The sequence below is a fragment of the Streptomyces sp. NPDC086989 genome (assembly GCF_044745505.1).
Classification (GTDB): Bacteria; Actinomycetota; Actinomycetes; order Streptomycetales; family Streptomycetaceae; genus Streptomyces.
In genome coordinates this window covers 60,152-83,446 of record NZ_JBIVAL010000017.1, presented here as the reverse complement: position 1 = coordinate 83,446, position 23,295 = coordinate 60,152, and the positions used below count along the sequence as shown (strand labels likewise).

Genomic DNA, 23,295 nt, shown 5'->3' with positions numbered 1-23,295 from the left:
CTTTTTCGTCCCAGGAGGCGGGCGGTCGGCCGGCCGAGCGCCCGGAGCCGGTTAGGCTCTAGGCGGCGAGGCCATTCCACGGCCTGACATGCCGCCGCACACCCAGCGTCACATCCCAGAAGGAGATGCTCGTGCCGTCCATCGACGTCGTCGTAGCCCGGGAAATCCTGGACTCCCGAGGCAACCCCACGGTCGAGGTCGAGGTGGGCCTCGACGATGGCAGCACCGGCCGTGCTGCAGTTCCGTCCGGCGCCTCCACCGGTGCCTTCGAGGCCATTGAGCTCCGTGACGGTGACCCCAACCGTTACATGGGCAAGGGTGTCGAGAAGGCCGTCCTCGCGGTCATCGAGCAGATCGGCCCGGAGCTCGTCGGCTACGACGCCACCGAGCAGCGCCTGATCGACCAGGCCATGTTCGACCTGGACGCCACCGACAACAAGGGCTCGCTCGGCGCCAACGCCATCCTCGGCGTGTCGCTCGCCGTCGCGCACGCCGCGTCCGAGGCCTCGGACCTCCCGCTCTTCCGCTACCTCGGCGGTCCGAACGCGCACCTGCTGCCCGTTCCGATGATGAACATCCTCAACGGTGGGTCGCACGCCGACTCCAACGTGGACATCCAGGAGTTCATGATCGCCCCGATCGGTGCGGAGTCCTTCTCCGAGGCGCTGCGCTGGGGTGCCGAGGTCTACCACACCCTCAAGAAGGTCCTGCACACCAAGGGCCTGTCCACCGGTCTCGGTGACGAGGGCGGCTTCGCCCCGAACCTGGAGTCCAACCGCGCCGCGCTCGACCTCATCATCGAGGCCATCAAGCAGGCCGGCTACGTCCCGGGCAAGGACATCGCGCTCGCGCTGGACGTCGCCGCGTCCGAGTTCTACAAGGACGGCAAGTACGAGTTCGAGGGCCAGTCCCGCTCGGCCGCCGAGATGACCGACTACTACGCCGAGCTCGTCGAGGCGTACCCGCTCGTCTCCATCGAGGACCCGCTGTTCGAGGACGACTGGGCCGGCTGGAAGACCATCACCGACCGTCTCGGCGCCAAGGTCCAGATCGTCGGCGACGACCTCTTCGTCACCAACCCGGAGCGCCTGGCCCGCGGTATCGAGGAGGGCTCCGCCAACGCCCTGCTCGTGAAGGTGAACCAGATCGGTTCGCTGACCGAGACCCTCGACGCCGTCGAGATGGCCCAGCGCAACGGTTTCAAGTGCATGATGTCGCACCGCTCCGGCGAGACCGAGGACGTCACCATCGCCGACCTCGCCGTCGCGGTGAACTGCGGTCAGATCAAGACCGGCGCCCCGGCCCGCTCGGACCGCGTCGCCAAGTACAACCAGCTGCTGCGCATCGAGGAGATCCTCGACGACGCCGCGGTGTACGCCGGCCGCTCGGCCTTCCCGCGGTTTCGCCCTGCGAACCAGTAGGCACGGCCGCCCTGCGAACCAGTAGGCACAGCCGCTCTGCGAACCAGTAGGCACGGCCGCCCTGCGAACCAGGAGCACCCAGCAGCCGGCAGGCACGGGACGGGGCAATCACGCTCTTGCCCCTCCCGCCTTCCGTACGTCCCCGCACTCGGTCCCGTACCGTGTGCGGGGACGTATTGCGTAGCGCGTACATAAGGGGAGGCGGGGTCAATGGCCGGGAAAAAGGATCGGTTCTCCACCTTCTCCACCGCGACCAGGCTCAAGCAGCTCGGCGAGCGGACCGCAGCCCACGTCTACCGCTCGCAGACGCGCCGCCAGGTCCGCCGCAGCCGGCTCACCGGCCGGGCCGCGCTCCTGGTGCTGGTCCTCTGTACGCTTGTCGTCGCCCTCGCGTACCCGATGCGCCAGTACGTGTCCCAGCGGTCGGAGATCGCGGAGCAGCAGCGGGCCGCCGAGGCCGCGAGCCGGCGCCTCGAACGCCTCCGCGACGAAAAGGCCCGCTGGCAGGACAACGCGTACGCGGAGCAGCAGGCGCGCAAGCACCTGCACTTCGTCCGACCGGGCGAGATCAGCTACATCATGACCGACCCCGGGGCGGGGGCCGCCGAGCGGCACCGCACCGGAGCGGCCGGATCCGACCGGCCGTGGTACTCGAACGTCTGGGACGGCGTCGACAAGGCCGACCGCCCCGGCGAGTGACGAGCACCCGCACCCATCCACGAGAACGAAGAGACTTCCTCCAGGCATGCAGACGCCCCCGCCCCAGACCGACCGGACCGAGCCGACCGACGCGGACATCGACGCGTTCCAGCAGCAGCTCGGCCGCCCGCCGCGCGGGCTGCGCGCCATCGCCCACCGCTGCCCCTGCGGTCAGCCGGACGTGGTGGAGACCGCCCCGCGGCTTCCCGACGGCACGCCCTTCCCGACGCTGTACTACCTCACCTGCCCGCGCGCGGCCTCCGCGATCGGCACGCTGGAAGCCAACGGCGTGATGAAGGAGATGCAGGCCCGGCTCTCCGAGGACCCCGAGCTCGCCGCGGCCTACCAGGCCGCGCACGAGGACTACATCCGGCGCCGCGACGCCATCGAGGTGCTCCAGGGCTTCCCGAGCGCCGGCGGGATGCCGGACCGGGTGAAGTGCCTGCACGTGCTGGTCGGTCACTCGCTGGCCGCCGGCCCCGGGGTGAACCCGTTCGGCGACGAGGCCCTGGCGATGCTGCCGCAGTGGTGGGCCAAGGGCGCCTGCGTCACGCCGTGCGCCCCGAAGCCGGAGACGGCGGAGCAGCAGGAGCCGGACGCGTGACCCGCGTCGCCGGCATCGACTGCGGTACGAACTCCATCCGCCTGCTCGTCGCGGACTTCGACCCGGCCACGGGCGAGCTGGTCGAGCTGGACCGGCGGATGACGATCGTCCGCCTGGGCCAGGGCGTGGACAAGACGGGGCGGCTGGCCCCGGAGGCGCTGGAGCGGACCTTCGCGGCCTGTCGCGAGTACGCGTCGGTGATCGAGGAGTTCGGTGCCGAGCGGGTGCGGTTCGTGGCGACCTCGGCCTCCCGCGACGCCGAGAACCGGGACGAGTTCGTCCAGGGCGTCTTCGGGATCCTGGGCGTCGAGCCCGAGGTGATCTCCGGTGACGAGGAGGCGGAGTTCTCCTTCACCGGCGCCACCCGGGAGCTCGTCACCCACGACCACCTGGAGCGGCCGTTCCTGGTGGTGGACATCGGCGGCGGTTCGACCGAGTTCGTGGTCGGCGAGGAGCACGTACGGGCGGCCCGCTCGGTGGACGTGGGCTGTGTCCGGATGACCGAACGGCACCTGGTCGTGGACGGGGTGGTCACCGACCCGCCGACCGCGGAGCAGATCGCCGCCATACGGGCCGACGTCGAGGCGGCGCTGGACCTGGCCGCGCAGACGGTCCCGCTGGCCGAGGCGCGCACGCTGGTCGGCCTGGCCGGCTCGGTGACCACGGTCGCGGCGATCGCCCTCGGGCTGCCGGAGTACCTCTCCTCGGAGATCCACCACGCGCGGATCCCGTACGAGACGGTCCGGGAGATCAGCGAGCGGATGCTGACGGCCACGCACGCCGAGCGTGCGGCGATCCCGGTGATGCACCCGGGCCGGGTGGACGTGATCGGTGCGGGAGCCCTCGTGCTGCTCGCGATCATGGAGCGGACCGGCGCCGCGGAGGTCGTGGTCTCGGAGCACGACATCCTCGACGGAATCGCGATCAAGACCGCGGAAGAGGTCGAGGCGGACCGCAAGCGGTCCTGACAGGGCATCGCTGAGCGGACGGGGCTTGCGGTCAGCTGATCGCAAGCCCCGTCGATTCAGGTGTTGCGAGAGGCCTTCAGGGGCCCTTACGGGGGTCTTAGGTCCCCTCGGCCACAGAAAGTTCGTGAAGTTCTTCACAAGGAAAAGAGGCCTGATGGGCCGCGGGAAGGGCCCTTCGGGGGGTTCCGGGGGTGCGCAGACCCCCTTCATGCGGGTGTTCGTGCGATTCGGGGGCGGGCTCCGGTCTCCTCGGTAGGTATCCACCAACCCGGTGGTCTACTCCGGTTGCAGGCCCGGAGGCCAGTTCAGAGCAGGTGAACAACGACTCCCGTTACACCCTGGTTCCCATTTCGCGCCATGACCTCGGTCACGTGGGCCGCGCAGTGTAGCAGAGGCCTTTCGTCACCTTGTGAAGGGGCTCACGAGCATCACCCCTTGGGGTGCTGGATACTCGTTCCATGAGCACCACGGAGCGTCCCAGGATCCTCGTTGTAGGAGGTGGGTACGTAGGCCTGTACGCAGCCAAGCGCATCATGAAGAAGATGCGCTACGGCGAGGCGACCGTCACGGTCGTCGACCCGCGCTCGTACATGACCTACCAGCCCTTCCTCCCTGAAGTGGCCGCAGGCAGCATCTCGCCTCGGCACGTCGTCGTCCCGCTGCGACGCGTGCTGCCCAAGGCAGAGGTTCTCACCGGCCGGGTCACCAGCATCGACCAGGACCGCAAGGTCGCCGTCGTCACGCCGCTCGTCGGCGAGGCGTACGAGCTGCCTTTCGACTACCTGGTGATCGCGCTCGGCGCCGTCTCCCGCACCTTCCCGATCCCCGGCCTCGCCGAACAGGGCATCGGCATGAAGGGCGTCGAAGAGGGCATCGGCCTGCGCAACCACGTCCTCGAGCAGCTCGACAAGGCCGAGTCCACGACGGACGAGAACGTCCGCCGCAAGGCCCTCACCTTCGTCTTCGTCGGCGGCGGCTTCGCCGGTGCGGAGACCATCGGCGAGGTCGAGGACATGGCCCGCGACGCCGCGAAGTACTACACCACCATCAAGCGCGAGGACATGCGCTTCATCCTGGTGGACGCGGCCGACAAGATCCTCCCCGAGGTCGGGCCCAAGCTCGGCACCTGGGGCAAGGAGCACCTCGAGTCGCGCGGCATCGAGATCTACCTCAACACCTCGATGGACTCCTGCGTGGACGGCCACGTGGTGCTGAAGAACGGCCTCGAGGTCGACTCCGACACCCTCGTGTGGACCGCCGGCGTCAAGCCCAACCCGGTGCTGGCCCGCTACGGCCTGCCGCTGGGCCCGCGCGGCCACGTCGACACCGCCCCGACCCTCCAGGTCCAGGGCACCGACTACATCTGGGCCGCCGGCGACAACGCCCAGGTCCCGGACATCGCCGCCCGCAAGGCCGGCGTCGAGAACGCCTGGTGCCCGCCGAACGCCCAGCACGCGCTGCGCCAGGCCAAGGTCCTCGGCGACAACGTCATCTCGGGCATGCGGGGCTTCCCGCAGGCCGAGTACTCGCACTCCAACAAGGGTGCGGTGGCGGGCCTCGGCCTCCACAAGGGCGTCGCGATGATCGTCATGGGCAAGACGAAGATCAAGCTCAAGGGCCGGCTCGCCTGGTACATGCACCGTGGCTACCACGGCATGGCCATGCCGACCTGGAACCGCAAGATCCGCGTCTTCGCCGACTGGACCCTTGCCATGTTCCTCAAGCGCGAGGTCGTCTCCCTCGGTGCGCTGGAGACCCCGCGCGAGGAGTTCTACGAGGCCGCCAAGCCGGCGCCGGCTCCGGCCGCCACGGCAGCCCCGGCCGCCAAGGCCAAGGCCTCCTGACCCGGGTCCCACCGGCAACACCTCCAGCACGTCCCCGAAGGGGCCGCCCGCCATCCGTGGTGCGGGCGGCCCCTTCGGCGTGCCCGCCCGATTGAGCGCAGCCGGAAACGGGTAGGCCGTCGCGTCGGGTCGGATCGTTTCCGGAGGTGCCTACGATGACCGAAGCCGCGCCGCGGCTGGCCGCTCTTGCCGAGACCCTGCTGGGCGCCCCCCTGCCCGTCCGGATCCGCGCCTGGGACGGCAGTGAGGCCGGGCCGCCCGACGGCCCCACCCTGGTGCTGGCCAACCGGCGCGCCCTGCGCCGCGTCCTGTGGCGACCGGGAGAACTGGGCCTGGCCCGGGCCTGGGTGGCCGGGGACCTGACCGTGGACGGCGACCTGTTCGAACTGCTCGACCGCGTGGCCGGCCTGCTCTGGGAGCGGGGGCCCGCCGACGTCCCCGAGGCCCCGCAGGCGGTCCGCCGCTCCGGCCTCGGCAAGCTGGGTGCGCTGCGCCCGCACCTGCCGCGCCTGCCGGAGCGGGCGGGCGGCGCCGCCGGGACGCCCGCGCTGCTGCGCGACCCGGACGCCCGGGCGGCGCTGCGCGACCTCGTCGCCCTGGCCCGGCCGTGGCCGGCGCCCGCACCGCCCCCCGAGGAGGCCCGGCGCCGGGGCGGCCAGACGCACAGCAAGAGCCGCGACCGGCAGGCGATCAGCCACCACTACGACGTCGGCAACGAGTTCTACGAGCACGTCCTCGGCCCCTCCATGGTGTACTCCTGCGCCTACTGGAGCCCCGGCGCCACCCTGGAGGAGGCCCAGCGGGACAAACTCGACCTGGTCTGCCGGAAGCTGGGCCTGCAGCCCGGCGGCCGGCTCCTCGACGTCGGCTGCGGCTGGGGCTCCATGGCGCTGCACGCGGCCCGGGAGTACGGGGCCCGCGTCACCGGCGTCACGCTCTCGCGCGAGCAGGCCGTGTACGCCCGCAAGCGGGCCGCGGAGGAGGGCCTGGCCGACCGGGTGGACATCCGGATCCAGGACTACCGGGACGTCAAGGACGGTCCCTACGACGCCATTTCGTCCATCGGGATGGCCGAACACGTCGGCGCCGAGCGCTACCGCGAGTACGCCCGCACCCTGCACGCCCTGCTGGCCCCCGGCGGCCGGCTGCTCAACCACCAGATCGCGCGCCCGCCGGAGCCCGACGAAGAGGCCTACCGGGTGGACGAGTTCATCGACGCCTACGTCTTCCCCGACGGCGAACTCTCCCCGCTGGGCACCACCGTGGGCGAGCTGGAGCGGGCCGGGTTCGAGGTCCGCGACGTGGAGGCGCTGCGCGAGCACTACGGGCTGACCCTGCGCGCCTGGGTGGCGCGGCTGGAGGCGCACTGGGAGGCGGCCGTGCGGCTGACCTCGCCGGGGCGGGCCCGGGTCTGGCGGCTGTACATGGCGGCGTCGGCGCTGGGCTTCGAGCACGGCCGGCTCGGCGTCAACCAGGTGCTCGCCGTGAAGCCGGGGCCGGCCGGCCGGTCGGGGCTGCCACTGCGGCTGCGTACCTGGGACGCGTGACCCCGTACGAACGGGAAGGGCCCCGGGGCGTGTGCCCCGGGGCCCTTCCGTGTCCCTGCCGTGGAACCGTGTCCCTGCCGTGAAAGGTGTGCGTGGTGTGAAACGCCGCGCCTACTCGGTCTTGATGGCGGTGAGCATGTTCAGCCGGGCGGCGCTGCGGGCGGGCCACATGGCCGCCAGCACGCCCACCACACCGGCGAGCAGCAGGAAGACGCCGATCCGGTCGTACGGGACGACCAGTGCGTAGCCCGGCACCGACTTGGTGAGGGTGGTGCCGACCGCCCAGGCGAGGAAGACGCCGACGACGATGCCGAGGACCGCGCCGAAGAGGGAGATGACCACGGCCTCCAGGCGGATCATGTTCTTGACCCGGCTCCGGTCGAGGCCGATCGCCCGCAGCATGCCGATCTCCTGCGTCCGCTCGAAGACGGACATCGCCAGCGTGTTGACCACGCCGAGCACCGAGATGATCAGGGCCATGCCGAGCAGGCCGTACATGATGTTCAGGGCGGTGTTGATCATGCCGCCCATCTCGTTGCGCATGTCCTGCTTGGTCGCGATGGACAGCGCCGGGTTGTTGCCGAGGGCGTCGAGGACGGCCTTCTCGCCGGCCTTCGACTCGCCGCCTGCGGTGTTGACGTACACCTCGGGGATGTACGGCTCCTCGGAGTGCGCGGAGAGGATCCTGTCGTCGACGACGTACGGGGAGAGCAGGCCCTCCAGGTCCTTGTAGACCGCGCCGACCTTGAGCGAGCCCTTCTGGCCGTCCTCGTACACGACCTGGAGGGTCGAGCCGACGGACAGCTTCCGGCTCGTCGCGGTCTTCTCCGCGACGGCGACCTCGCCCTTGCCGAGGCTGCTCAGCGAGCCGCTGACGACCTCGACGTTGAGCATCTCGCCGATGGCGGCCGGGTTGACGCCGGAGGCGGCCCGGAACTCGTCGCCGATCTTCAGCGAGAACGCCGACTGCGGGGAGACCGCCTTGATGCCCTTGGCCTTGGAGAGGGTCTCGGCGACGCTCTTGTCGAGGCTGCCGCCGCCCATGGCCATGGAGACCTTGTAGTCGGCCTTGATCTTGTCGGTGCTCATCCGGTCCACGGCCTTGCCCATGGTGATGCCGAGCACGGACAGGGAGGTGACGAGGGTGAGGCCGATGGTGAGGGAGGCGGCCGTGACGGCGGTGCGGCGCGGGTTGCGCACGGCGTTCTGCGCGGCGAGCTTGCCCGGGACTCCGAAGACCTTCTCCAGCAGCGGCCGGACGGCGGCGATGAGCGGCCGGGACAGCAGCGGGAGCAGCACGATCAGGCCGATGAGGAGGAAGAACGCGCCGCCGCCGATGAGGTAGCGGCCCTTCTCGCCGCCCACGGACACCCCGCCCAGGACCATGACCAGGCCCAGCAGTTCGAGGATGCAGCCGAAGACGTTGCGCAGGAGCAGGGACTTCGAGCTGGCCGGCAGGTGGGCGCTGCCCATGGCGGCGACCGGGGGGATCCGGCCGGTGCGCCAGGCGGGGAACACCGCGGCGACCATGGTGACCAGCACGCCGATGACGACGGCGACGACGATCGTCGACGGGGCGACGACCAGGTCGCCCGCCGGGATCTTGGCGTCCATCGAGTCCATCAGCGAGCGCATGGCGACCGCGAGGCCGATGCCGCTGGCCAGGCCGATGGCGGAGGAGATCGCGCCGACGACCAGGGCCTCGCTCATGACCGAGCGCATGACCTGGCCGCGCTTGGCGCCGACCGCGCGCAGCAGGGCCAGCTCCTTGGTCCGCTGGGCGACGAGCATGGTGAACGTGTTGTAGATCAGGAAGATGCCGACGAAGAGCGCGATGCCGGCGAACACGAGCAGCATGGTGCTCATGCCGCTCATCTGCTTCTTGATGGAGTCGGCCTGCTCCTTGGCGAGTTCGGCGCCGGTCTGGGCCTTGATGTGCTTGTCGCCGCCGAGCAGCGGCTTGATGTCGGCCAGCAGCTGGTCGGCGGAGGCGCCGGCCTTGGCGGAGACGGAGAGCTCCTGGTAGTAGCCGGGCTTGAGGTACAGCTTCTGGGTGGTGGCGGTGTCGAAGAGGACGAGGCTGCCGCCCGCGTTGACCTGGCCGTCGTCGGTGGTGAAGACACCGGCGAGGGTGTACTCCTTCACCGGGCCGTTGCTGGCGACGCGGACCCTGTCGCCGACCTTGTACCCGCCCTTGTTCGCCGTCTCCTTGTCGAGCGCGATCTGCTCGGCGCCGGCGGGCCCGTTGCCGTCGGTGAAGCGGTAGGAGGGGTCCTTGCCGTCGGCCGCGGGGGCGTAGTTGGAGCCGCGGTTGGCCCAGCCGGTGCCGATCAGCTTGCCGTTCTCGTCGCCGACGCCGGCGAAGCCGGAGATCCGGCCGGAGACGGTGTCGACGCCCTTGACGGTCTTGACCTTGTCGAGGGTCTGCTGGCTGATGCCGGGCTCGCCCTCCTTCTGCCCGTCGTCGCCCCGGCTCTGGCCGTACGAGGTCACGGAGACGGCGACGTGGTCGTAGCTCTTGGCGGACTGGCCGGAGAGGGCCTTGCCGAGGGTGTCGGTGAAGACGAGGGTGCCGGAGACGAAGGCGACGCCGAGCGTGACGGCGAGCACCGTCATCAGCAGCCTGGCCTTGTGCGCGAGGACGTTGCGCAGGGCGGTACGGAACATGGTGGAGGAGTCCAGGATGTCGAGGGGGTCAGCGGGGCCGGGGGAGGGTCGGTCCCTCAGCTGGTGCGGCCCTTGGCGTCGAAGGCCTTCATACGGTCGAGCACCCCGTCGGCGGTGGGGCTGAGCATCTCGTCGACGATGCGGCCGTCGGCGAGGAAGATGACGCGGTCCGCGTAGGAGGCGGCCACCGGGTCGTGGGTGACCATGACGACGGTCTGGCCGAGCTCGCGGACGGAGTTGCGCAGGAAGCCGAGGACCTCGGCGCCGGAGCGGGAGTCCAGGTTTCCGGTGGGCTCGTCACCGAAGATGATCTCGGGGCGGGAGGCCAGGGCGCGGGCCACGGCCACGCGCTGCTGCTGGCCGCCGGAGAGCTGGGTGGGGCGGTGGGAGAGGCGGCCGGAGAGCCCGACCATGTCGACCACCGCGTTCAGCCACTGCTGGTCGGGCTTGCGGCCCGCGATGTCCATCGGCAGGGTGATGTTCTCCAGCGCCGTCAGGGTCGGCAGCAGGTTGAACGCCTGGAAGATGAAGCCGATCTTGTCGCGGCGCAGCTGGGTCAGCTGCTTGTCCTTGAGGCTGCCGAGCTCGGTCTCGCCGATGCGCACAGAGCCCGCGGAAAAGGTGTCGAGGCCGGCCACGCAGTGCATCAGGGTGGACTTGCCGGAACCCGAGGGGCCCATGATCGCGGTGAACTGGCCCTGGCCGAAGTCCACGGAGACGTTGTCCAGGGCGACCACCTGGGTCTCGCCCTGGCCGTACACCTTGGAGAGGCCGGTGGCCCGGGCGGCCACGGCCTGGGTGGTGTGCGGGGCGTAGTTCATGGTGGTCACGGGAGCGGCTCCTCGGGCTGCGGACCTCGTGCGGTCTGCTGATCGGCGGGACCTTTCCATCGTCGCCGCGCCCGCGCGGCCGGGGATCAGCCGCGGTGCCCGTTCCCAGGCCCACTGGAGTCTGATCGCGGGGCGGGCCGCCTCCTCCTCTGGTATGACGGCGGGCCCGGCGGTGCTCGGGGACGCCCCGGCGGCGGACCGGACGGCCGGGGGGTGGCCCGGGGTGGCGGGAGGGTGGCGCGAGCCATCGAAATCCCGTCAATCCCGCATCGGGGGTGATCGCCGCCCGTAACGGGCCCACCGTGTGTTCTCGGGCCTGACAGCCCCTCAAGCGCCAATAAAATCAGACAACATCGGATAGACGACCCACTGGCGGCCGGGATGATCCGGATAGGCTCGGGCGCAGCGTTCAGTGCTTATGTACGGGAGCCGCTACGCCCTGCCCGGATGGTGGAATGCAGACACGGCGAGCTTAAACCTCGCTGGCTTAGGCCGTGCCGGTTCGAGTCCGGCTCCGGGCACGACAACGCTCTGTCCACACCGCGCGACACACGAACGGCGGGGGCGCCCCGAGGGCGCCCCCGCCGTCGCGTTTTTCCCACTCCTCCTGATGTCACGTTGTTTTCCCGTACCCGGGACGGGGAACCGGCCCGGGTACGGGAAAAGATCCTCCCTGAGCAGTAGGGTCAGATTTTTGCTAACGCATTACTCTTGTCGCAAGGCTGCGCACCGTGGCCATGGAGGAGTGAGATGAGGAGCAGTAACCCGGTCTTCTCGCGACGGGGGTTCAGCCGCGACAGCGGGGGCTACGCGAACTTTGACGCGCAGCACCAGCAGGCCGGGACCAACCCGTACGCGACGAATCCTTACGCCACCGACGTGGCCACCGGCATGCCGCAGGCGCCCGCGCGCGCCGACGTCATGACGATGGACGACGTCGTGAGCCGTACGGCCATGACGCTCGGCACGGTCATCCTCACGGCCACGATCGCGTGGATCGCCCTGCCCGTCGACCCGGCGAACATCAACAAGTCGTACGGCATCGCCATCGGCGCCGCGCTCGTCGCGATGGTCCTGGGGCTCGTGCAGACCTTCAAGCGCAAGGCCTCCCCGGCGCTGATCATGGGCTACGCGGCCTTCGAGGGCTTCTTCCTCGGCGTCATCAGCTCGGCCACCAGCACCTACCTGGGCGCCGGCGTGGTCATCCAGGCCGTGCTCGGCACGATGTGCGTGTTCGCCTCCGTGCTCTTCGCGTACAAGATGCGCTGGATCCGCGTCACCCGCCGCTTCTACGGCTTCGTGATGGCGGCCGCCATGGGCTTCATGCTGCTCATGGTCGCGAACCTGCTGTTCTCGCTGTTCGCGGGCGGCGACGGCCTCGGCTTCCGCAGCGGCGGCCTCGGCATCCTGTTCGGCATCGTCGGCGTCATCCTCGGTGCCTGCTTCCTCGCCCTGGACTTCAAGCAGGTCGAGGACGGCATCGCGTACGGCGCCCCGCGCGACGAGGCCTGGCTGGCCGCCTTCGGTCTCACCATGACCCTGGTGTGGATCTACCTGGAGCTGCTGCGCCTGTTCCAGATCCTCTCCGGCGACGACTAGTCGCACCGGCAGACGCCACCGGCAGACGGCATGGGAAGGCCCCGCGAGCTCGACGCTCGCGGGGCCTTCCCGCGTCTCGGAAGGGGTACGGGATCGGGAGCAGGGATCGGGGGAACAGGGACCGGGTCCGGGGGACCGGGACGGGGAGGGCTCAGCCGAACTTGCGGGCCGCCCTGCGCAGGTCGTACTCGTGGATGATCGCCTTGGCCTGGCCGTACGAGAGCTCGTGCGCGCCGCGCAGCCAGCTGACCTTCTCCTCGAACCGGACGAGGGAGGGGCCGTCGTCCACGGTGCGGAGCCAGTCGGACACTTCACGACCGGTGGTCAGGGGGATTCTGTCGATCATGTTCCGGTGGGTCTGCTCGGAGAACTCTACGGACATGGGCGCCTCCGGAGGTATCGCCTTGCTGTGCTGTTCTCTTCACGCCACCGTGCCGGAGAGTTCGCCCGTTGGCAATGGTGCCCGGACGGCGCGTAAGGTCGGCCGGGTGCTTGATACTTCGCCGCTGACCGCCGCCGTGGAACGTTTCGCCGACCGGCTGCGGGCCATGCCGCAGAGCCGTCTGCGGCAGGGGGCCGCCGCCCAGGCGCTGGAGCTGGCCAGGGAACTCTCGGTACGCGCCCAGGCGCTGGAGGCGGCGCAGCGGGGCGCGGGGGCGGCTCCGGCGCGGAACATGCCCGACGCGGGCCTCTTCGTCGTCGGGGACCAGGTGGCCGTGGCCGGAACCGACCTCGCCGAAGCGCTGCGCGCCACGGCCGACGGGACGGCCGAAAGCCCCCGGGACACCGCGAAGGCCCCGTCCGAGATGCTGGACGAGGCCGTACGGATGGTCGAGCAGGCAGAGGTCAGAGCGACGCGATGACGCGGTCCGCGAGGATGTAGACGTTGTTGTCCGGGTCCTGGGCGTCGCCGCAGGAGAAGGTCAGGGCGTAGGCGCCCGAGATGCCCGAGCCGCCCAGCAGCACCGGCGCGGTGCCCGAACGCAGCGCCTCGGCGAGGCGCTCCGCCGTCTCCCGGTGGCCCGGGGTCATGCACAGCGTGGTGCCGTCGGTGAAGACGTACACGTCCAGCGTGCCCAGCGGGCCCGGACGGACGTCCGCGAGGGCCGTACGGGCCTCCGCGAGCTCCTCCAGGCGCGAGACCGTGCGCTCGTGGTCCGCGCCCGGGGCCGGGGCCTGGACCGGTACGAAGTCGGGGTGCGAGGGGTGGCGCCGGCGCGCGGCGGCCAGCTCGGCCGAATCCTCGGGGTAGTCTCCCCCGGCCTCCGGCCGGGCGGTGCCCGCAGCGGCCTCGTCGCCGAGCACCGGCTCCAGGCCCACGAGGTCCGCCTGACGGGGCAGGAAAACGCCGGGGACGTCCTCGCCCAGCCCGGGCAGGCCGCCCAGCAGTGAGGTAGGGGTGTCCCCGGCGAAGCGAGGGGAAGCGTCGGCGGCGTCACGGGCCTCCTGCGCGGCCCAGAAGGCCCGCGCCTCGGCGAGCTCGCGCTCGCGCTCCTCGGCCAGGGCCTCGGCCACGGCGGCTCGTATCTCGGCGGCGGGGGAATGCACGGCACTGCGGGCGTGCGGGACGGTCGCACCGCGGCTGTGGCCGGGCGAAGCCAGCTCACCGCGGAGGGCCGTCACCTGCTTGCGCAGGCCGTGTACGGCGTGCAGCGCAGCAGCGCCCACGGCCGCGGCGGCGGCCGTGGTCAGCAGCAGGGCAAGAGACATGGCGCTCACTGACTAACTCCTGATTGATTCGATCCCCCGACTTCCTACATCAGAGTGTCCCGACCTGGGAATGGCGTGCAGTGCATTACGTCACGAATTGGACAGGGCTTTGGTCACACGGGGACGAGGTGAACCTGTCCTGACCTGGGGAAACAGCAAACCCCCAGGACGAAAGTCACATCCTGGGGGAGATTCGGTCACAGATCGGCCGCGACGGGATTGGAACCGGCGTCAGTACGCCGCAAGGGATCAAGCGGATCCCTTGCGGCGCCTACGCCCAGGCTCAGCTCAGGCGCTCGACTCCTGTGGCCGCGCTGAGCTTCGCCACCGCCGCGGGCAGGTGCCGCCGCTCGTTCCTCGCGGCGACCCCTACCCGCAGCTCCGGCTCAGCTCAGGCGCTCGATGACCATGGCCATGCCCTGGCCGCCGCCCACGCACATCGTTTCCAGGCCGAACTGCTTGTCGTGGAACTGGAGGCTGTTGATCAGGGTGCCGGTGAGGCGGGCACCGGTCATCCCGAACGGGTGACCGACGGCGATGGCGCCACCGTTGACGTTCAGCTTCTCCAGCGGGATCTCCAGGTCCCGGTACGACGGGATGACCTGCGCCGCGAAGGCCTCGTTGATCTCGAACAGGTCGATGTCGCCGACGGTCAGACCGGCGCGCTTCAGGGCCTGCTTCGACGCCTCGACCGGGCCCAGGCCCATGATCTCGGGGGAGAGGCCGGTGACACCGGTGGAGACGATCCGGGCGAGCGGGGTCAGGCCCAGCTCCCGCGCCTTCGTGTCGCTCATGATGACCAGCGCGGCGGCGCCGTCGTTCAGCGGGCAGCAGTTGCCGGCCGTGACCAGGCCGTCGGGGCGGAAGACGGGCTTGAGGCCCTGGACGCCCTCCAGGGTCACGCCGGCGCGCGGGCCGTCGTCGGTGGAGACGACCGCGCCGTCCGGGGTGGTGACCGGGGTGATCTCGCGGGCCCAGAAACCGTTCTTGATGGCCTCCTCGGCCAGGTTCTGGGAGCGGACGCCGAACTCGTCCATGTCCTGGCGGGTCACGCCCTTGAGCCGGGCCAGGTTCTCGGCGGTCTGCCCCATCGAGATGTAGGCGTCCGGGATCAGGCCGTCCTCGCGCGGGTCGTGCCAGTCGCTGCCCTCGCTCTGGGCGACGGCGGCGGTACGGGCCTCCGCGTCGGCGAAGAGCGGGTTGTGCGTGTCCGGCAGGCCGTCCGAGGAGCCCTTGAAGAACCGGGAGACCGTCTCGACGCCCGCGGAGATGAAGACGTCGCCCTCACCCGCCTTGATGGCGTGCAGCGCCATGCGGGAGGTCTGGAGCGAGGAGGAACAGTAACGGGTGATCGTGGTGCCCGGCAGGTAGTCCATGCCCATCTGCACGGCCACGATGCGGGCCAGGTTGTGGCCCTGCTCGCCGCCGGGCAGACCGCAGCCGAGCATCAGGTCGTCGATCTGGCGCGGGTCCAGCTCCGGGACCTTGGCGAGGGCGGCCTGGATGATCGTGGCGGTCAGGTCGTCCGGGCGGACGTCCTTGAGGGACCCCTTGCCGGCGCGCCCGATGGGGGAGCGGGCAGTGGAAACGATGACGGCTTCGGGCATCGGGGCTCCAAAGGGGGTGAGTTGCGGCTCGTTGCGGGACCGCAAGCGAAGTTACCGGCCCGTACGGTCGAGGTCACCGGCTTCGGTGTGTGATGCCGGTCGCTCCGGGGGGTGCAACGCCCCCTCCACCCGCACTGTTCCCAGGCTCCGGGCCCGCCCGCACCCGCCCCCCGAACGCGGGCGGAGCCGGGCAGGGCCGGGCTCCCGGCCCGTCCGGCCTTTGCGGACCGGGTCCGGGCGGAGCGGCCGGCGGGGTGGGCCGGGGTCAGGTGCCGGTGGGGTGGGCCGGGGTCAGGTGCCGGCCACCCGGGACCCCGGGAGGGAGTCCGGAAGGGGTTCCGGGCCCAGGTCCTCGGCCGGGACCCGGCGACGCCGCCGGTGCTTCAGCAGGGCCCACGGCCCCCGCGCCGGCGTGACCTCGGTGCCCGCCTGCCCGGCGGCGGCCGATGCGGCCTTGGCCACCGGGAGCATGTCCTCGTGCCGCGCCACCTCCAGCCGGTCGGACTCCGGCCACAGCGCCAGCGCCGCGCACAGGGTCGGCAGCACGGCCATGGCGGCGGTCGCGTACCCCTCCGCCGAGGGGTGGTACGAGTCCGGTCCGAACATCTCGCGCGGGTTGGCGGCGAACTCGGGGCCCAGTAGGTCCCCCATGGAGACCGTACGGGCGCCCAGCGCGACGACCCCTATGGTCTGGGCGGCGGCCAGCTGGCGCGAGACCCGGCGGGCCAGCCACCGCAGCGGCTGGTACACCGGCTCGATGGTGCCCAGGTCGGGGCAGGTCCCGACCACCACCTCGGTGCCGGCGAGCCGCAGCCGGCGTACGGCCGAGGTGAGGTGGCGCACCGACTGGGTCGGCGGCATCCGCCGCGTCACGTCGTTGGCGCCGATCATGATCACGCACACGTCCGGCGGCGGCAGCCCCCCGTCCAGGAGCAGTCCGGCCTGCCGGTCGAGGTCATCGGACATGGCCCCGGAGAGGGCCACGTTGCGCAGCTCCACCGGCCGCTCGGCCACCGCCGCCAGCCCCGAGGCCAGCAGCGCGGCCGGGGTCTGTCTGGCCCGGCGCACGCCGAGCCCGGCGGCCGTGGAGTCGCCCATCATGCCGAGCCGCAGCGGCCCGGGCCCGGAGCCCGCGGGCCCGGCGAACTCGCTCCCGTACAGCCCGTCGGCCCGCGGCGGAGCCCCGAGCCCGGTGCCCACCGTCCGCTTCGCGAACTGGACCTCCGCCAGCACCAGCCCCACGGCGGCGACCCCGACCAGCCCGAGCCCGCCTCCGCCGTACGCCGCGCCCGCCGCGATCCGGCGGGCCGTCCTCGCCCTGGACACCCCTCCAGCCACCTTCCCTTCCTGCCGGGTCCCGATGACCTACCTGCCCCGTACTGCCGGTCGGCCAATCCCTTTCCGCATAGTCTGGCGGGACCTCCCGGAGAACCCGTGGAGTCCCCTCCCTGGAGAACATGGTGCAATTCCACGACTCGATGATCAGCCTCGTCGGCAACACCCCGCTGGTGAAGCTCAACCGTGTGACCGAAGGCCTGCAGGCCACCGTCCTTGCCAAGGTCGAGTACTTCAATCCCGGTGGATCCGTTAAGGACCGGATCGCCGTCCGGATGATCGAGGCCGCCGAGCAGAGCGGTGCCCTCAAGCCCGGCGGCACCATCGTGGAGCCCACCAGCGGCAACACCGGTGTAGGACTCGCCATCGTGGCCCAGCAGAAGGGCTACAAGTGCATCTTCGTCTGCCCTGACAAGGTGTCCATGGACAAGATCAACGTGCTGCGCGCGTACGGCGCCGACGTCGTGGTCTGCCCGACCGCCGTCGACCCGGAACACCCGGACTCGTACTACAACGTGTCCGACCGCCTCGTGCGCGAGACCCCGGGTGCCTGGAAGCCGGACCAGTACAGCAACCCGAACAACCCCCGTTCGCACTACGAGACCACCGGCCCCGAGCTGTGGGAGCAGACGGACGGGAAGATCACCCACTTCGTCGCCGGCGTCGGCACGGGCGGCACGATCTCGGGCACCGGCAACTACCTGAAGGAGGTGTCCGGCGGCAAGGTCAAGGTCATCGGCGCCGACCCGGAGGGTTCGGTCTACTCCGGCGGCTCGGGCCGCCCGTACCTGGTCGAGGGCGTCGGCGAGGACTTCTGGCCGACCGCCTACGACCCGAACGTCACCGACGAGATCATCGCGGTGTCCGACAAGGACTCCTTCCAGATGACCCGCCGCCTCGCCAAGGAGGAGGGCCTCCTCGTCGGCGGCTCCTGCGGCATGGCGGTCGTCGCGGCGCTGAAGGCCGCCGAGGGCCTCGGCCCGGACGACGTGGTCGTCGTCCTGCTGCCGGACAGCGGCCGCGGTTACATGAGCAAGATCTTCAGCGACGAGTGGATGGCCGGTCACGGCTTCCTCGAGGAGGAGGGCCCCGCGGCACGCATCGGCGACGTGCTCGCGGACAAGGAGGGCGCCATGCCGTCCCTGGTCCACATGCACCCCGAGGAGACCGTGGGCGAGGCCATCGAGGTGCTGCGCGAGTACGGCGTCTCGCAGATGCCGATCGTCAAGCCCGGCGCCGGCCACCCGGACGTGATGGCCGCGGAGGTCATCGGCTCGGTCGTGGAGAAGGAGCTGCTGGCGGCGCTGTTCGCGAAGCAGGCCTCGCTGTCCGACCCGCTGGAGAAGCACATGAGCCGCCCGCTGCCGCAGGTCGGCTCGGGCGAGCCGGTCTCCGAGCTGATGGCCGTGCTGGGCGAGGCGGACGCGGCGATCGTGCTGGTCGAGGGCAAGCCGACCGGTGTGGTGAGCCGTCAGGACCTGCTGGCGTTCCTCGCCAAGGGCTCGAAGTAGCCGCTGCCGTGGTGCCGTGGTGCCGGGGCGCCGTGGTGACGCCCCGTCGCCCCGTCGCCCCGTCGCGCAAAAGGTACGGGCCCGTCATGTGACGGCAGCACCGGCTTAACACGGCTCCGGCACAGTGGTGGTTGTCGGCCAGGGAGCACCCGCTCCGGGCCGGCACCACCGAACGGCGTTGGCGTACTTCCGGAGCGGCTCCCGGACCGCGTGAACGCCCTGGACGCGGACGGCCCTGACCCGGCCCGTGTCCCTCGCGGGGACCGCCGTCGTCCCGCCCCTCGGGCTTCCGAGGGTGCGGCGGTCCCCGCGCACAGCTTCCGGCGCTCTATTCGGCCCGCTCGCGCGGCCGCGGGCGCAGGTGCTTGGACGCGTGGACGAAGTTCACGCCGAGGACGCCCGCCCAGGCGACCAGCAGCCCGCCGAACCCGGCCTGCGTGGCGCCGATGGCCGACAGCGGGATCGCCAGGACCAGCGAGACGATGGCGAAGCCGAAGCGTTCGCCGAAGCCGCCCTCCAGCGGCGACGGCCCGCCGCCCCGGCCGCCGCGGGCGGCGTCCAGGCGTTCCTCGGCCAGCCGGCGCCGGACCTGGGTGTCGACCTTCTCGACGAAGGAGTCCACGAGTGCGGCCTCGTACTCCGGCCCCAGCTCCCGCCGGGCGTCCAACGTCGCGTCGAGTTCCTTCTTCAGCTCCTGGGACTCCATGCGCCCAGCGTAGGAACGGGGGGCGGCCCGGGCACGGGGGATAGCCCCCGTATCCGCCCCCGCGCCGGTGCCCGTATCCGCCCCCGCGCCGGTGTCCGTGCCCGCCCGTATCCGCCCGCCTCCGCACCGGTTTTCGGCCCTCGGACCGTCTCGCGGAGCGGTCCGCCGCTTGCCGTGCTGCATAACCGCATGCAAAGTGCTCCGTGACTGAATAACGACGGGGACGGAGGGGTCGGGATGAGCGACAGCCCGGCAGCGCGGCTGCAGAAGCTGTTCGAGGGGCACCGGCTGACGCCCACCCAGCGACGGATCGCCCACTGCATGGTGCGCGGGGCGGCGGACGTGCCGTTCCTGTCGAGCGTGGAGCTCGCCGAGCTGGCCGGGGTCAGCCAGCCCTCCGTGACCCGTTTCGCGGTGGCGCTCGGCTTCGACGGGTATCCGGCGCTGCGCCGGCACCTGCGCGAGGTGGCTCCCGCCGAGCGCGCCGTGGCCGCGCAGGAGGACACGTACAACGAGTACCAGCAGGCCGTCCAGGGCGAGATCGAGAACCTGCGGCAGCTGTCGGCCATGCTCGCCGACCCCTCGCCGGTCGAGGAGGCCGGCCGGGTGCTCGCCGGGTCCAGGCCGCTGCCCGTGCTGGGGCTGCGGGCGGCGTCCTCGCAGGCGCGCGGGTTCGCGTACTTCGCCGCCAAGGTGCACCCCGACGTGCGGCTCCTCGACGAGGGCGGCTCGATGCTCGCCGACCGGATCGACGCCGCCGCCGCGGCCGGGGCCTCGGCCCTGCTGTGCTTCGCGCTGCCGCGGCACCCGCGGGAGGTGGCGGAGGCACTCGACCACGCCCGGGAGGCGGGGTTGCAGGTGGTGACGGTCGCCGACTCGGCCTTCGCCCCGGTGGCCCGCTCCTCCGACCTGCTGATCCCGGCGCCGGTCGGCACCGGCCTGGCCTTCGACACGGCGTGCGCGCCGATGCTGCTGGGGCGGGTGCTGCTGGAGGCCATGGCGGACGCCCTGCCGGACGCGCAGGCGCGGCTGGAGGCCTTCGACGCACGGGCGGCGGCCCGCGGGCTGTTCGTGGAGTAGGGGGTGTCCTGCCGCCGGCGGGGTCAGAGCAGGGCGTCGCGGTGGGCGGCTCCGGACTCGGCCGTCAGCTCCGGCAGGGACTGGGCCGGGCGGACCAGGGTGAAGCGGACCGCGCCCGAGGGGGTCGTCGTGAAGCCGTGGACCGCCGGGCGCGGGAGGCTGTTGTAGCCGTAGTGCGCCGTGAAGAAGTACGCGCCGGTGTCCGGTACGGCGATCAGATCGCCCGGGGCCAGCTCCGGCAGCTCCCGGCCGGTGGCCAGCAGGTCGCCCGCGAAGCAGGCCGGGCCCGCGATGTCCTGGGCGACGGGCGGGCCCGTCTTCGGGGCGCCCTTCGCGTCGTACGGCAGGATCCGCAGCGGCCACGCCGCGGGCGCGTACACCGTACGGGTCGCCAGCTGGACCCCCGCGTGCGTCAGCGCGATGGGGCGGCCACCGGTGGTCTTCGTGTACTCGACGCGGGAGAGCACCAGACCGTGCTTGGCGGCCAGGGACCGGCCGAACTCCGTCACCAGGCCGTAGCGGCCGCCGAACAGGCCCGGGACGGCCTCCCGCAGGGCCGCCACGTACTGCGCGTACGTCGGGGTCACGGCGTCCGAGGCGAAGTTCACCGGCAGGCCCCCGCCGATGTCGAGGGTGTCGACCTGGCGGCGCCCCGCCGCCGCATTGGTCTCCTCGGCCAGGGCGTGCAGCTCCCGCACCCCTTCCGCGATCAGCGGCAGCGGGACGCCCTGGGAGCCCGAGTGGACGTGCAGCCGGGTCAGCCACGGCCGTTCCAGGAAGACGCGTACGAGCCGTTCGCGCGCGCCCGCATCGCGCAGTGCGATCCCGAACTTCGAGGTCGCGGTGGCCGTGGAGAGCGCGTCGATGGCGCCCGCGCCCGTCTGCGGGTTGATCCGGATCCCGATCGGGGACTCGGTGGGGGCCGCGGCGACGAGCTCGTCCAGGCGCTGCAGTTCCTGCCGGTTGTCGGCGTTGACGGCGATCCCGAGGGCCAGCGCCCCGCGCAGTTCGGCCACGGTCTTGGCGGGGGAGTCCAGGACGGTCCGCCGCGGCTCCACGCCGGCCGCCAGGGCCAGCGCCAGCTCGCCGGGACCCGCGGCCTCGCAGCCGAGGCCGCACTCCGCGAGCAGCCGCAGCACCGGCACGAGCGGGCACGCCTTCACCGCGAAGGTGTGCAGCACGGGCGTGCCGGGAGCCAGCGCGTCCGCGAAGGCGCTGGTCAGGGCGGTTGCGGAGGCCCGGAGGCCGGCGACGTCGAGCAGGCAGACCAGAGGCTGCGCGCCCTCCTCCCCGCCCATCAGGCCCTGCTCTACGGCGGCCCGTACGGCCAGGTCCCGGCGGGCCGCGGCGTCCGCCGCGCCCGCCGCCGTGTGCGTCTCGACAGCCATGTCCGCCAGCCAATCACCCGGCGGGTCGGCCCGCAGCTGTTGACTGAATCTATTCAGCCGGTCAGGATGTGAATGGATTGACCAACATCGGAGGAGGCACCGCCATGTCAGGACCCCGCCCCGTACGCGCTGCGCGAGGCACCGAGCTCAGCACCCTGGGATGGCAGCAGGAAGCCGCCCTCCGCATGCTGCAGAACAACCTCGACCCCGAGGTCGCCGAGCACCCCGACAAGCTCGTGGTCTACGGCGGCACCGGCAAGGCCGCCCGCGACTGGCGTTCCTTCGACGCGATGGTCCGCACGCTGCGCACCCTCAAGCAGGACGAGACGATGCTCGTCCAGTCCGGCCGCCCGGTCGGCGTGATGCAGACCCACGAGTGGGCGCCGCGCGTGCTGCTCGCCAACTCCAACCTCGTCGGCGACTGGGCCAACTGGGAGGAGTTCCGCCGTCTGGAGCAGCTCGGTCTGACCATGTACGGCCAGATGACCGCAGGTTCCTGGATCTACATCGGCACCCAGGGCATCCTGCAGGGCACGTACGAGACCTTCGCGGCCGTCGCCGCCAAGAAGTTCAACGGCACCCTGGCCGGCACCATCACCCTGACCGCCGGCCTCGGCGGCATGGGCGGCGCCCAGCCGCTGGCCGTGACGATGAACGACGGCGTCGCGATCTGCATCGACGTCGACCCGCGCGCCATCGAGCGCCGCATCGAGCACCGCTACCTGGACGTGAAGGCCGACAACCTGCGGCACGCGCTGCAGCTCGCGGTCGAGGCGCGCGACGCCCGCAGGCCGCTGTCCATCGGCCTGCTCGGCAACGCGGCCGAGCTCCTCCCGCAGATGCTCGCGGAAGGCGCCCCGATCGACATCGTCACCGACCAGACGTCGGCGCACGACCCGCTGTCGTACCTGCCGGTGGGCGTCGACTTCGACGACATGGCGGCGTACGCGGCCAAGGACCCGGCCGGCTTCACGACGCGGGCCCGCGAGTCGATGGCGAAGCACGTCGAGGCCATGGTCGGCTTCATGGACGCCGGCGCCGAGGTCTTCGACTACGGCAACTCCATCCGCGGCGAGGCCCAGCTGGCCGGCTACGACCGCGCGTTCGCCTTCCCCGGCTTCGTCCCGGCGTACATCCGCCCGCTGTTCTGCGAGGGCAAGGGTCCCTTCCGCTGGGCGGCCCTGTCCGGCGAGGCCTCGGACATCGCGAAGACCGACAAGGCGATGCTGGAGCTCTTCCCGGAGAACGAGTCGCTGCACCGCTGGATCAAGATGGCCGGCGAGCGGGTCCACTTCCAGGGCCTGCCCGCGCGCATCTGCTGGCTCGGCTACGGCGAGCGCGACAAGGCCGGCGAGCGCTTCAACGAGATGGTGGCCGACGGCACGCTGGCCGCCCCGCTGGCCATCGGCCGCGACCACCTCGACTGCGGTTCGGTGGCCTCCCCGTACCGCGAGACCGAGGCGATGCTCGACGGCTCCGACGCGATCGCCGACTGGCCGCTGCTCAACGCCATGGTGAACGTGGCCTCCGGCGCCTCCTGGGTCTCGATCCACCACGGCGGCGGCGTCGGCATGGGCCGCTCGATCCACGCCGGCCAGGTCACCGTCGCCGACGGCACCAAGCTCGCGGGCGAGAAGATCCGCCGCGTGCTCACCAACGACCCCGGCATGGGCGTCATCCGCCACGTCGACGCGGGCTACGACATCGCCGAGTCGGTGGCGGACGAGCGCGGCGTCCGCGTCCCCATGCGTGAAGGCGACTCGGCGTGAGCAAGGACGT

The 23,295-nt window shown here is 71.5% G+C and carries 19 protein-coding genes and 1 tRNA gene; 12 read left to right on the top strand and 8 right to left on the bottom strand.

Annotated features, from left to right (window positions below):
* Positions 1-125: 125 nt before the first annotated feature.
* The 6 genes from eno to ACIPK4_RS32765 all read left to right on the top strand — a co-directional run bounded on the left by eno (position 126) and on the right by ACIPK4_RS32765 (position 7,083).
* Positions 126-1,421, top strand: a complete 1,296-nt coding sequence (eno, locus tag ACIPK4_RS32790; protein ID WP_054222303.1) for a phosphopyruvate hydratase — start codon at positions 126-128, stop codon at positions 1,419-1,421.
* Positions 1,422-1,631: 210 nt separating this feature from the next.
* Positions 1,632-2,120: a septum formation initiator family protein gene (locus ACIPK4_RS32785; protein ID WP_402319537.1), complete on the top strand. Its 489-nt coding sequence runs from the start codon at positions 1,632-1,634 to the stop codon at positions 2,118-2,120.
* A gap of 46 nt (positions 2,121-2,166) precedes the next feature.
* On the top strand, positions 2,167-2,724 hold the full coding sequence (locus tag ACIPK4_RS32780; protein WP_402319534.1) for a DUF501 domain-containing protein: 558 nt from the start codon (positions 2,167-2,169) through the stop codon (positions 2,722-2,724).
* Positions 2,721-3,692: an exopolyphosphatase gene (locus tag ACIPK4_RS32775; protein WP_402319532.1), complete on the top strand. Its 972-nt coding sequence runs from the start codon at positions 2,721-2,723 to the stop codon at positions 3,690-3,692. Before ACIPK4_RS32780 ends, ACIPK4_RS32775 begins: the two co-directional genes overlap by 4 nt.
* A gap of 458 nt (positions 3,693-4,150) precedes the next feature.
* Entirely contained in the window at positions 4,151-5,536 is a 1,386-nt protein-coding gene (locus ACIPK4_RS32770; protein ID WP_054222307.1) for an NAD(P)/FAD-dependent oxidoreductase, read from the top strand.
* Between the two features lie 155 nt (positions 5,537-5,691).
* A complete protein-coding gene (locus tag ACIPK4_RS32765) occupies positions 5,692-7,083 on the top strand; it encodes a class I SAM-dependent methyltransferase (protein ID WP_402319528.1) in 1,392 nt (463 codons plus the stop codon).
* 111 nt (positions 7,084-7,194) lie between these two features.
* Here ACIPK4_RS32765 and ACIPK4_RS32760 read toward each other — a convergent pair whose 3' ends face one another.
* Together ACIPK4_RS32760 and ACIPK4_RS32755 are read right to left on the bottom strand one after the other, a co-directional pair.
* Entirely contained in the window at positions 7,195-9,750 is a 2,556-nt protein-coding gene (locus tag ACIPK4_RS32760) for an ABC transporter permease (RefSeq protein ID WP_402319525.1), read from the bottom strand.
* A 56-nt stretch (positions 9,751-9,806) separates the two neighbouring features.
* Entirely contained in the window at positions 9,807-10,571 is a 765-nt protein-coding gene (locus tag ACIPK4_RS32755) for an ABC transporter ATP-binding protein (RefSeq protein WP_402319675.1), read from the bottom strand.
* Between the two features lie 450 nt (positions 10,572-11,021).
* Here ACIPK4_RS32755 and ACIPK4_RS32750 point away from each other — a divergent pair.
* Positions 11,022-11,101 (top strand) — tRNA-Leu (locus ACIPK4_RS32750).
* A gap of 229 nt (positions 11,102-11,330) precedes the next feature.
* Entirely contained in the window at positions 11,331-12,179 is an 849-nt protein-coding gene (locus ACIPK4_RS32745; RefSeq protein WP_402319522.1) for a Bax inhibitor-1/YccA family protein, read from the top strand.
* 151 nt (positions 12,180-12,330) lie between these two features.
* Here ACIPK4_RS32745 and ACIPK4_RS32740 read toward each other — a convergent pair whose 3' ends face one another.
* The gene (locus tag ACIPK4_RS32740; RefSeq protein ID WP_048479109.1) at positions 12,331-12,561 is read right to left on the bottom strand and encodes a DUF4287 domain-containing protein; all 231 of its coding nucleotides are present in this window, start codon (positions 12,559-12,561) and stop codon (positions 12,331-12,333) included.
* A 106-nt stretch (positions 12,562-12,667) separates the two neighbouring features.
* Here ACIPK4_RS32740 and ACIPK4_RS32735 point away from each other — a divergent pair, with 106 nt between their 5' ends.
* Entirely contained in the window at positions 12,668-13,042 is a 375-nt protein-coding gene (locus tag ACIPK4_RS32735) for a hypothetical protein (protein ID WP_402319519.1), read from the top strand.
* On the opposite strand, the gene ACIPK4_RS32730 is transcribed toward ACIPK4_RS32735, so the two are convergent.
* From ACIPK4_RS32730 to ACIPK4_RS32720, 3 genes are all read right to left on the bottom strand, one after another.
* On the bottom strand, positions 13,026-13,889 hold the full coding sequence (locus ACIPK4_RS32730; RefSeq protein ID WP_402319672.1) for a hypothetical protein: 864 nt from the start codon (positions 13,887-13,889) through the stop codon (positions 13,026-13,028). The two genes, ACIPK4_RS32735 and ACIPK4_RS32730, sit on opposite strands and share 17 nt — an antisense overlap.
* A 386-nt stretch (positions 13,890-14,275) precedes the next feature.
* The gene (locus ACIPK4_RS32725) at positions 14,276-15,496 is read right to left on the bottom strand and encodes an acetyl-CoA C-acetyltransferase (RefSeq protein WP_402319516.1); all 1,221 of its coding nucleotides are present in this window, start codon (positions 15,494-15,496) and stop codon (positions 14,276-14,278) included.
* A 291-nt stretch (positions 15,497-15,787) separates the two neighbouring features.
* Positions 15,788-16,822, bottom strand: a complete 1,035-nt coding sequence (locus ACIPK4_RS32720; protein WP_402319513.1) for an SGNH/GDSL hydrolase family protein — start codon at positions 16,820-16,822, stop codon at positions 15,788-15,790.
* A gap of 134 nt (positions 16,823-16,956) precedes the next feature.
* On the opposite strand from ACIPK4_RS32720, the gene ACIPK4_RS32715 reads away from it, so the two are divergent.
* On the top strand, positions 16,957-18,342 hold the full coding sequence (locus ACIPK4_RS32715) for a cystathionine beta-synthase (RefSeq protein WP_376203877.1): 1,386 nt from the start codon (positions 16,957-16,959) through the stop codon (positions 18,340-18,342).
* Between the two features lie 328 nt (positions 18,343-18,670).
* On the opposite strand, the gene ACIPK4_RS32710 is transcribed toward ACIPK4_RS32715, so the two are convergent.
* Positions 18,671-19,048 carry a hypothetical protein gene (locus ACIPK4_RS32710; RefSeq protein WP_054222315.1) on the bottom strand — a complete coding sequence of 126 codons (378 nt, stop codon included), beginning with the start codon at positions 19,046-19,048 and terminating at the stop codon, positions 18,671-18,673.
* A 237-nt stretch (positions 19,049-19,285) separates the two neighbouring features.
* On the opposite strand from ACIPK4_RS32710, the gene ACIPK4_RS32705 reads away from it, so the two are divergent.
* Entirely contained in the window at positions 19,286-20,128 is an 843-nt protein-coding gene (locus ACIPK4_RS32705; protein WP_054222316.1) for a MurR/RpiR family transcriptional regulator, read from the top strand.
* Positions 20,129-20,151: 23 nt separating this feature from the next.
* Here the strand turns inward: ACIPK4_RS32705 and ACIPK4_RS32700 are convergent, their stop codons facing one another.
* Complete coding sequence (locus tag ACIPK4_RS32700; RefSeq protein WP_402319509.1) at positions 20,152-21,516, bottom strand: diaminopimelate decarboxylase; 1,365 nt, start codon at positions 21,514-21,516, stop codon at positions 20,152-20,154.
* 104 nt (positions 21,517-21,620) lie between these two features.
* Here ACIPK4_RS32700 and hutU point away from each other — a divergent pair, with 104 nt between their 5' ends.
* Complete coding sequence (gene hutU / locus ACIPK4_RS32695) at positions 21,621-23,285, top strand: urocanate hydratase (protein ID WP_402319506.1); 1,665 nt, start codon at positions 21,621-21,623, stop codon at positions 23,283-23,285.
* Positions 23,286-23,295: the final 10 nt, after the last annotated feature.